Raw genomic sequence first — 11,076 nt, 5'->3', positions numbered from 1 at the left:
GAGCAGGACCCGGAGGAAACCGGAGGGCTGTACGCGTTTACGGCACACGCGGGAAGCCGCTATGTGATGGTGTATAACCGGGCGTACCGGGTATATTTTATCAACAACGTGGCGCTGCCGCTTGAGAACCGTTACCGGTATTACTTCAAGGTTCGCCGCGACGAGTCGCCGGAGGACGAATACTATCACAGCGAGTACGGCCAGGTGGCGGAGCAGCTGGAATACTTTGTGAATCCGGACGGTGCAGAGTTCCGTTATGAGGGCTGGAGCTACAGCCAGGACCGCTATAAGGAGTTTAAACCATCGTCGGCGATATACAGAAAGACTTATCTGTATGCGTATTATAAAGACAACGTAAAAGAAGTGGACGATGCCAGGAAGGAACTGGAGGATGCGATCAAAGAAGCGATCCGTGTCAGCGACGACCATTTCCTGAAACAGGAGGAAAGCGGAAAATTAAAGGAAGCGGTGGAGGAAGCACTGGAAGTGCTGGACCGTGAGAATCCCAGGGCGACAGCGGGCCAGCTGGAAGAGGCGCTTGAAAAGCTGAAGGAGAAGACTGAGCCGTATGAAAAGATCCTTGATGACCGCTACAACCATTACGATGATATCCAGGATAATGGGAATAAAGGCGGAAACAAAGGCGGCGGCGGAAGCGGAAGCGGATCGAAGCAGAACCCGTTCAATACAAAACGTCCGGAAAGCTATACATTAGGAACCAACGGAAACTGGGTGGAGATCAGCGCGCCGGAAGGCGGAGAACGCCAGATGGCCTTCGTGCTGAACGGCGGAATGAGACTCAGCGGAATGTGGGCGTGGATCAAGTATCCGACGGACGGAAACGGAAATATCTCAGACCGCACCGGCTGGTATCACTTTAATGACAAAGGAATCATGGAAACCGGATGGATCCGTGACGAGAGCGGAAACTGGTACTACTGCAATACGGAAAAGGAAGGCCGCTTCGGAAAGATGCAGACCGGATGGCGCCATGACGGAGCGGATGGAAACTGGTACTATCTGATCCCGGAGGGCGGCGCGATGGCCACGGGCTGGAGGAAGATCGGAGAAAAATGGTACTACTTCGAGTCCGCAGGTGCAGGCGTCTATGCCTATGATCCGGTGGAGGGAAGATGGAGTTACGGCGGAGGAAGCGGAAAGCCGCTGGGCTCCATGTATAAAAATGAAATGACACCGGACGGCTGTTCAGTCGGTGACGACGGTGCATGGATACAGTAGGAGGAACTCGATGAGAAGAAAGTTTAACATAAAGTCAAAGCTGGCAGGGGCGCTTGCGGCAGTCATGGTATTTTCCATGGCTGCCCCAAAAATCCCGGCATATGCGGTAAATTACGGAGACCAGTCTGTCATTGAATTTGATCCGCAGGCAGGGCCCAATTTATCCCATTCCAGCTACGCCGGCATGCCGAGACGGGATAACGGGATATCCTATGCCACAGGAAATGCGGGACATCCTCTGACGGAATCCGACGATTTCAGCGGAATTCCAAAAGATAATTTCGGTTCAGGCGAGCGGCCAAAGCTTCCGGAATTTAATGTGGAATGGGAGGGGTATACCTTTGACGGCTGGTATAATGAGGCGGGCAATAAGATCCTGTCACTGCCATATGCGTTTCCCTATACAGAGGTAAGCTCGTACAATGCTGTATGGAAAGGAAACGCGACGACGCCGTTTCAGTTTACGGTGATGCATTACAGAGATTTAAATGCAGTCAGAGACGGCAACAGCAATGGCAGCGATGCCAGTGCGTGGCCGGCGGCTGAAGCGTCGGACCTCTGGAAATTTTATGAGAGTGAAGACTGGACCCGGTCGGTAATGGCTAATACGCCGATCTCTGCTACATACCGGAGAGATATTCCGGGATACCGGTTAAAATCAGTCCTGATAAAAAACAACAAAGTGCGTAAGTACGATGAAGGAAGCGGAAACGGAACTCTCGAAGGCGGAGCCAGTATCAACGCGACGACGAATGCGGTCCGCGGCAGTATGCCTAACGATAATCTGACCGTGGCTTACCGCTATGAGCCCGACCCAACCAAAAAGTTCGCGGTTAACGTCGAGTATGTGGATGCCTCCGGTACCGCGATTAAGACTCCGGATACCTATACCTTTCCAGCGGAGACGGAGATTGACATAGCGCCTGCAGTCATCAATGCATATACGCTGCAGGGCGCACAGCTGAAACCCGGTTTTGAAGGAACCACCGATCTGGAGGGACGGGGGATCTATTCCGCAGCTGACGCGGGATGCGCCTTCGACGGAGCAAGCCATTTTAAAGGGAAGATGGCGAACCAGCCGGTTACCATCACCTATACGTATAACATCGACCCGAATTTCCATACCATGCTTCAGGTAAAACGGGTGGACAACCACGGCAATCCTTTAGAGGATGATGAGATACGGGAAATCGCCCCGGCCGATCCGGTTGTCATCGATGTTGCGGAAAAGACCGGCTACGATTACCCGCCAAATATCCACTGGGATGAGCATTTTACCGGAAATCAGGGAAGCTTCGATTCCAATACCGGGAAACTGACCCTGAACAGTGACATGCAGGGCGGTACGGTGACCATTACATACAATGAGAATCTTTCCGATACGTCATACTGGTCCAAGATTGAGTATTATAACGGAAGCAGCGGCACTATCTCAGGGGAGGTATCACCGAGATTTAAAAAGCACGGAACCTATACGATAGCCGAGCTGACGGCGGACATCACACCGTCCCCGTCTCCGCATTATCTGTTTGACGGCTGGTATCTGGCTAATGCAAACGGAAGCGATAAGACGGGAGCAAGGCTGGAAGGGGATCTTGCCGTTTCAAGCAACATAAAGCTCTTTGCGAATTTTGAAGAAGATCCGAATGAGTGGTATGATTTGACCTTTGGGGCCGGAGCGCATGGGGCTGTCTCAGGGCAGACCTCTATCCACACCGTAAAAGGCACCGTCTGGACGAACCTGACGCTGCCAACACCCGTACCGGCTCAGTATTACACGTTTGCCGGATGGTTTGATGAGAGTGGGAACCGGGTACAGGACAGCCAGACGATTCTGGCCAACCAGCACTATACAGCGAGATTTGTGCCGGTGGGCATGCCGGATGACGGAATTCTGGCCATGCCGGATGCGCGGGGAGCGGTTGCCGGAGACGGAAGCGGAAGAATAACAGTATCCGGCGCAAATGAGGGCCGCAGATACGCCCTGACAGACGAAGAGCATAAGGTCCTGGAAGTGAAGAATGGAGTACAGCTGCAAAGCGGTGATTTCACCGGGCGGTATCCGTGCACCTCATACTATGTCTATGAGTTGGCCATGGGAGCCAATCCTGCGGTGGGAACCATTCTCCCGGAACATGTGGACCCATCTGACTACGGGCCGCCAACCATGGTGAACGTTCCGGCACTCGGCAGCAATTACCAGACAGGTATGGATAACGCGGAAGGCCGGATGCGGCTGACTATTAATCCAGCGGCTCCCGATACCCTGTATGCGGTTCTCGATGTCGACGGGTCAGTCATTCACGTACCGGGCGCCGACGCCGATGGCTGGGTTACAGCAGGAAGCCAGCAAAGCGGAGCGGTATTTGGAAATCTGGAGCCGAACCAGCTGTATATTGTCGTAGCAAAGCATGCCGGAGAGACTGTGCAGCCGGAAGACAGGAAGAGCATGGGAACCCAGGTATCCCTGATCCATGACGGACAGGAGGAAGAAACTTATACCGTTACTTTGACAAACGGCGGATATATTGATGAAATTATCAGAGACGGCAATGTGGTTGAGACGGAAGAACATGCAGTGTCTGCCTCTGTAAAGAAGGGCGACACCATAAAAATCAACGCGGAGACTACAGACCATAACGGGCAGGTGTTTAAACAGTGGAATACACTGATCGGCAGCCCGCAGATCTTTGCGGTAAGGCGTAATCAGCCGATGACAATGCCGGGACAGAATGTTGTACTGCAGGCCGTCTACCAGACGCCTCCCACAGCCACACCAGGAAATGCCTCTGTGGATTATTCACCCAAGGACGGAAAAAATGCCCTGGATTTATCGGGAAGCTACCTGGATACCCTGATTGAGGCGCTGACTGGAAATGATGAGGACCAGACGGCAATGGCGGGTGGAATTGATGTGGAATACACGGTGAAATTTGACAGACGCGCGCCGAAGGCTTCAGAGTCCAATGCGGTGAAGGCCGAATTGGGAGATGACGGGGAAGATGCAAAGATGCCGTGGTCACTGAACTTCACACTGACAAGAAAAGTAGGCGGAACGAATAAGGAACTCCCGGAGGAAGGAAATTCTACGCCGGATATCAGAGTATACAGTGAGATAGACAGAAGTATACTGGGGTATCTGGATTACAGACTCTGGAAGGTGGAGGATTCCGAAGGGACTCCGGTATGCACCGAAATCCCGATGGATCCGGACCCGAACTCCGACAGCGAACTCTTTACTGGAACTGTGTCTTTCGACGCAAATGTGGGAGCAGCGTATCTGCTTACCTATTTAAAGGCTCATGAGGTAAAGATTATTGACAGCAAAAGAGCTGCGGTTTACAGCCTTAAAGTAAAGTCCGGAACATCACTGGAAGAATCGGAGACGTTTGAAAACCTGAATATCTTTGACGATTACACAGATCCGGTCACAGGAATTACCTATGAATACAAGGGGCTTGGAAAGACAGAGACAGCGTCGTCTTCTTACGATACTACGGCTCCGGTTACAAAATCCACAGCACTGTATGTGCTTTACCAGGCTGCGGATGATGCAGAATGGCAGGCGGCAAGGCAGAAGCTGATGGATCAGATCGCTGTTGCACAGGCGCTTAAAAACAACACCTCGGTAAGTGAGGAAAACAGACAGATATTAAGCGATGCAGTGGATGCAGCGCTGGAGGTAGTCAACAGAGTCTACCGTCCAACCGTGGATGAACTGCTGCAGGCATACCAGACATTAAAGGCGGTTGTGGATTCTGTCAGTTCGGGGGGAGATCCCAATGAGCCGGATGACCCCAATAAACCGGAAGAACCGGATGATCCAAACAATCCGGAAGATCCGAATAATCCGGAAGAACCGGATGATCCAAACCATCCGGGCGGAGGAAGCGGAGGCGGATCGGGATCGGGCAGCATCGGACGTGCTATGGGCCCCGGCAATACCTTTAACAGCTACAGAACGTATTATGAAGGAACAGACGGCCACTGGGAGCAGGCCGGCGCAGATAACGGCCGATGGGTGTTTATCCTTAACAGCGGCCAGAGGCTTAAAAACAGATGGGCAAATGTAAGGTATGGAAATTCACAGCAGCTTTATACCTATCATTTCGATGCAGAGGGATTGATGGATACCGGCTGGTACCAGGGAACAGACGGCCAGTGGTATTATCTGAATTCCGAACAGGGGACAGAACAGGGACGTCTGAGAATTGGCTGGTACTTTGATACAAAAGACACAAAATGGTATTATCTGAATCAGTTTACCGGCGGAATGCTTACCGGGTGGCAGAATCTGGGCAATGAGTGGTATTTCCTAAGCCCGGTAAGTCAGGCGGGGCGTCCATATGGCTCGTTGTATACGGATGGAATCACACCGGATGGATATCCGGTAGATGAAAACGGAAGATGGGTCAGAGAGACGCCGTAAGAGTAAGCTGAAAACCGATGACGGAATTGCGGGGACACCGACAGGATATTCGTTGAATGTGTTCCCGCTTTTCTTCCATAAATATAAAAACGTGGGCTCTCCGGCAGGGATGAAGCGTATGCCGGCCAGAAGATCGGGATGATACTTCAGAGAGGGAGGAAGTGTTTATGGTCCGAAAAAATAAGGCAGAAAATCAGTACAATGAGAGAATGACAAAGAAACGGGAGATGGAAGAGCAGCTTCGTGTAATGGATCAAACAGACTGGTCCGGTATTATGATGATCTGTATCCATGGCCAGGCAGAAAACAGAATATATGGAACCATTGTGAACCGGTGTTTAAACAGCCCGCTCCCCTTTTGCGGTCTTGACCAGCTGATTTTAAAAATAGATGAAGTCTGTGAACTTGCGGGAAAGCCCATGCTGTCAATGTATCCCCGCTTTTTGCAGGCTGAGATGAGGGAACAGTATGCGGAATTGTCAAAGCAGGGGAAAAAAAACGGTCAGAAGAAACAGGAAGGCTGGCAGGAAATGTCGGATATCATAAAAAGACAGGCGGCAGTGACAAAAGAGGTTATGGAAATACAGATTTTGTTTCGGGGCAATGCAACCATGCAGGGACGGCTGCGCTGCCAGCTTTCCAGCAAAAAGTATGTCAGCTTTCGAAGCGCATTGGAATTATTCCGGATGCTGAAGGAAGTGGAGGTAAGATTCTGCGAAAACAGCAGGCTTCAAGAAGCGGATTCCGGTTTTACAGATGTAAAAAGGAAAGAAGAGAAAAGAGGAAAGGCAATATGATGAACTGCACTGGATGTAAGAGCAGGAAAAAACAGAAGGACAGCATCTGTGAGATCTGCAAGGCACTGAAAAAGATGTGGGAACTTGAATTGTTCCAGGAAGAGTGGAGGTCACAGATCAAACTGGAAGATAACAATAAAACAGCTGTCAGGAGAACCGTATGAGAAAGATATATCAAAAAATCCGGCGCCTTGCCGCAGTGCTTCTGGCGTTAAGCCTGGTGTGCGGCCTGGCGTGGCCAGGGGGAGCGTTCACCCTTACTGCGTTTGCGTCCACAGAGCTTCCTTCGGAGAATCTGGGAGATGGGGCCAGTGACACTTTGGGATACAAATGGAAGTCTTCCAATGATTTTGACGGTTGGGGCGGCGTGGCGTACCGCTACGATTTGAAAGGCCTCAGAGCCGGGGAGACAAATTATGAACAGGGATCCATGAGAATCACATACAATGAATTTGGATTTCCTACTTATCTGGTTATGGCAGGCCCGGGAAGGAATACTCCTCCAAGCGGAAATGAGATACCTAACCAGGTTTACGACCCATCAGTTTTACTGCCTGCCGGTTTCTATATGGCCAAACTGGGACAGCGGGATGAGGCCGGAAATAAAATTACCAATTTTAACGGGGCATTTTATAATGGAGCCGTAGAAAAATTGAAGTTTGGATCGGGCGGCAGCAAGGTGGAACTGGAAAGCAGAATTACAACCACAGCCAGTTCCGACGGAAAGTATGTATTTGTAGATTACTATCTTTGTCATGTGGGAGGAAACCTTTCACCGGAAGGAGAAACCTTCTGGCTGGCAAGTCCTTTTGATCTGATGGTAAACGGTTCGCTTCAAAAGGATGTGTATAAGACCTCCAGAGGCTTCTACGCGCTCGATGTTCCAAGTAAATCCACTGTGGATGTAATTACTAATGACAGCAGCCTGGGGATCACCGTGCCGCCTGATACCCGCTGGGTAGGCCCGTTCAGTCCCCGGGTACAGCAAATGCTGACAGAGAGTGCTGGCGATTCTGCCTTAAATTCAGACAACTCCCTGGCTTACTCCTGGAAGTTTAAAATACGCCCCTACGAGACAATCCACAGAAGGATTGCTTTTACGACAAAGGAAGCCGCTTATTACGTTTCCTCTGCCCACGGAGCCGACTTAAATCCCAACACATCTTCACTGGCAGGAACGTATAAACAGCCGTTTAAGACCATAGAGCATGCGCTTTCACAGTGTAATGGCAAGAATGCATATATTTATATCCAGGATTATGATTCCCTTGATCACGCAGTGGATTTAGTGCCCTCCGGTTTTGCGGAGAAAACTTCGATTGTAATATCCAGCAGTGACATGGATATCAACGGGAATTCTACCGTGGATTCCGATAACTACATAAAAGTACTGCGAAGGGCTGACGGATATACAGGGAATCTGTTCAGACAGTCCAGAAATGCTGTGATCCAATTCAGTGATATAACCCTGGATGGAAGCGGAACCGCTGGTGCGGCGCCAATTATTGAGGCCACTGCCGGAACGCTTCAGGTCAACGGAGGTACCACGCTTCAGAACAATACCGGAGGAGCCATAGCTGCGGAAGGAAGCTCTAACCTTTATATGAACGGGTCAGAAGCAGGTACGGTCATAACAGATAACACTTCAGAAAAAGGCGCCGTGTATTTTAACAGCACCGGAAAATTTACCGTGCTGAATCACGTCACTATTAAAAATAACAAAAAGCCGGATGAGACACCTGCAAACGTCTATCTACCGAATGGAAAATACATGACTGTGGCTGGAGACCTGGGAGACAGTTCCATCGGTGTGACAACAGAGTCCATACCGACTGCATCACCGGAAGGGAATTCCATACAGGCCGACCAGGAGATAACGATTGCAGTTCCATCTGACGGTTATCCAGCTCCGGGGGCGTCCAGTCCGTTTGCCGATAATTTCACCGCGGACTTAAGTACTCAGGGATTATTTACCTCAGCGGGAAGCCAGTCTCTGGGAACTGGCGTGGATACGGTAATAAAGCGGTATGGATATACGATGAGCTTTGTCATCGTCGATGCGGATACGGGCGGTTCCGTGCCGGGGGCGCCTGTTATTCCGGTTCATTATTTTGCCCCGGGTGACGCTGTGACGGTCAATCCGCCGGGAGAGGTGACCGGATATCGGCTGGATCAAGTTACGATCGATCAGGGCAGCGGTACCAGCCTTACATACGAGACGGCCCAGGGAGACAATTACGGCAGAATTACAGGATCCATGCCTGCTCAGGAAGTAGTGATTTCGTATCAGTACGCGAAAAGTAAATCAACCATCTCCTTCCAGGCGAACGGAGGAACTCCTCAGCCGCCCATGCTGGAAGGGAAAGCGGGATTTCCAGTAAATTCCCTTCTGCCCGGGATCAGCCGGTACGGCTATTTATTCCGGGGCTGGAGCACGGTCAATGACTGGGAGAATCCTGATTTTATCGCCGGACTTCCGGCGGTATTTGGAGAATCGCCGGTTACCTATTACGCTGTCTTTGAACCGGATCCGAGCGTAAAGTTCAATTATACGGTAGAATACTCCAACCAGGCCGGCGATATCATATTCCAGACCGGTACAGCAGAAAACGCGTACAGTGTGGAAGCGGCAATCCAGGCCCAGAAAAAAGAGATCCATGGCTATACGTGGAGTCTTGCGGATTCGGGAACCACGCCGACCGAGTATAACTACAGCGGAACCAGCCTGCCGATCGGCCAGTTTAACGGCTCAACCGGGACCTTTACAGGAACCATGCCGGGGCAGGACGCCACAGTGCGGTACCGCTATACGGTGAATTACGGCAATACAGCGGCCCAGTCCCTGCTTACGGTACGCCATGAGACGGCGGGAGGTACTATGGTTTCCGATGCGCAGACCTCAGGCCACTATCCGGAAGAAAGTGTCACGGCCCAGCCGGTGACGAAATACGGATATGAGTGCGTGGACGTGCGTATCGACGCGGGAAATGAGGCAGACGATACGGATGGCCATCTGGTCAGCGGGCTTCAGGGAGATTTTGACGACAACCGGGTGTTCCATGGAGTGATGCCAAACCAGCCGGTGACGATTACATACCTCTATGAGCCGACAGAAGAGGGATATCCCCTGACCGTGGAATATCTGGATAACGGGACTTCGGATGAAAGGCTTACCCATATCCGGGAGCCGCTGGTGCATCTGCATCAGGCGGAGGAAGCGGTGGGGCTGGCCTGTGCCCAGGGCGCAGTCACCTATGAGCAGCCATACGGCTATCAGCTGGTTGCAAAATCCATCAGCCCTTCAACCACGTTAATCAGCTGGAGCGGAAACGACTTTACGGGAACCATGCCCAATGACAGTGAGACAGTGGCCTACCGTCACAACCGTGTGCCTGCGCTGTGGGCGGATATCACATATCTTGCAGGCGCCCATGGAAGCCTGATGGCAGAGGAGGGAATGTCCCCGGATGTCCAGGCCCAGGGAGACGGAAGCTTTAAAACCAGCGCCCTGATTGACGATGGAACGGAACAGGGAGCAGAAGGCGGATATACGCTGGGCGGAATGAAGGAAAGACGCCTGATGCCGGGAACCGGCGCAGATACGTACTACCGGTTCGGAGGCTGGTTTGTGGACGGCAATCACAACGGAATTCTGGACAACGGGGAGACCCTTCTGGAAGAAGGAGACCGTTTCACAGGGGCAGAAGTCCTGACGGCATACTTTGAGGAAGACCCTTCGAAATGGGTGGATATCCATTTTGAAGCGGGAGCGCATGGAAGCATACGGACAGGAGAGGCGCTGAGTCTCCACACGACCTATGATAAAAAGTGGAGTGACATCACGGGAAGCCTGCCGCAGTATGTGCCGGAGGTGAATTACTTAACAGACCGCTGGTATGCAGGAGAGACGCCGGTAACGGGAGAGACGGGTCTTGTAAACGGCCAGGTATACACAATCCGGTTCCGGCCGGACCCGGATGTATTCGGAACAGATGTGGCACAGCCGGAGACGCTGGCCGGATTAAATACCCGGGGAAAAGGCCGGATCACGGTATTTAACACGACACCGGGATACCAGTATATCCTGACAGACCCATCCGGAAGGATTCTGGAGGTGATCAGGGGAAATGAACTGACAGAGCGGGCAGTCTTTGACAATCTCTATCCGGGAGCCGAATACCGCATATACGAAGCCGCAGATAATACTGTGGTGCAGGCGGGAGATACCATTGAAGAAGTAACCGATCCGCTCAGTGCGCCGGCAGAAGTGCTGACACCAGTGCTGGAGACAAATTACCAGATTATCTACGATGAAGAAGAGGAAGGAAAGACTGTTCTGATCATAAAACCGGCAGACCCGGATTCGGAATACGCGGTGCTGGACAAGAACGGCCAGGTGGTGGAGATACCGGCTGCCGGAAACGGCGGCTTTAAGAAACCAGCCGGAAATCCTGTATATTTAACGTTTGCCGGACTGGACTATAACTGTGAGTACACGGTAGTGGCCCGGCCGCTCGGAAAGACGGATATCACGGCAGAGAGCCTGATTGACAAAGGAAGTGTGATTACCACAGACCCGGGCGGAGAGCTGGAACTGACAAACTATATTGT

5 protein-coding genes are annotated in these 11,076 nt (G+C 51.7%); all 5 read left to right on the top strand.

The window, feature by feature from the left end:
- Positions 1-1,239: ATP synthase subunit B family protein (locus DFR60_RS29950; RefSeq protein ID WP_490393331.1), on the top strand; the 1,239-nt coding region annotated here is incomplete at its 5' end.
- Between the two features lie 10 nt (positions 1,240-1,249).
- On the top strand, positions 1,250-5,668 hold the full coding sequence (locus tag DFR60_RS29945) for an N-acetylmuramoyl-L-alanine amidase family protein (protein WP_110326935.1): 4,419 nt from the start codon (positions 1,250-1,252) through the stop codon (positions 5,666-5,668).
- Positions 5,669-5,835: 167 nt separating this feature from the next.
- Positions 5,836-6,465: a tungsten formylmethanofuran dehydrogenase gene (locus DFR60_RS29940; RefSeq protein ID WP_207659599.1), complete on the top strand. Its 630-nt coding sequence runs from the start codon at positions 5,836-5,838 to the stop codon at positions 6,463-6,465.
- Positions 6,462-6,629, top strand: a complete 168-nt coding sequence (locus tag DFR60_RS30635; protein ID WP_167437773.1) for a hypothetical protein — start codon at positions 6,462-6,464, stop codon at positions 6,627-6,629. The genes DFR60_RS29940 and DFR60_RS30635 overlap by 4 nt, the downstream gene beginning before the upstream one ends.
- The coding region (locus DFR60_RS29935; protein ID WP_110326933.1) for a hypothetical protein at positions 6,626-11,076 on the top strand (4,451 nt) is incomplete at its 3' end. The genes DFR60_RS30635 and DFR60_RS29935, both read left to right, overlap by 4 nt.

The organism is Hungatella effluvii, assembly GCF_003201875.1.
In the GTDB taxonomy this organism is placed as follows: Bacteria; Bacillota; Clostridia; order Lachnospirales; family Lachnospiraceae; genus Hungatella; species Hungatella effluvii.
Note: the sequence above shows the minus strand (reverse complement) of the source record. Positions and strands in the feature narration are given on the sequence as shown.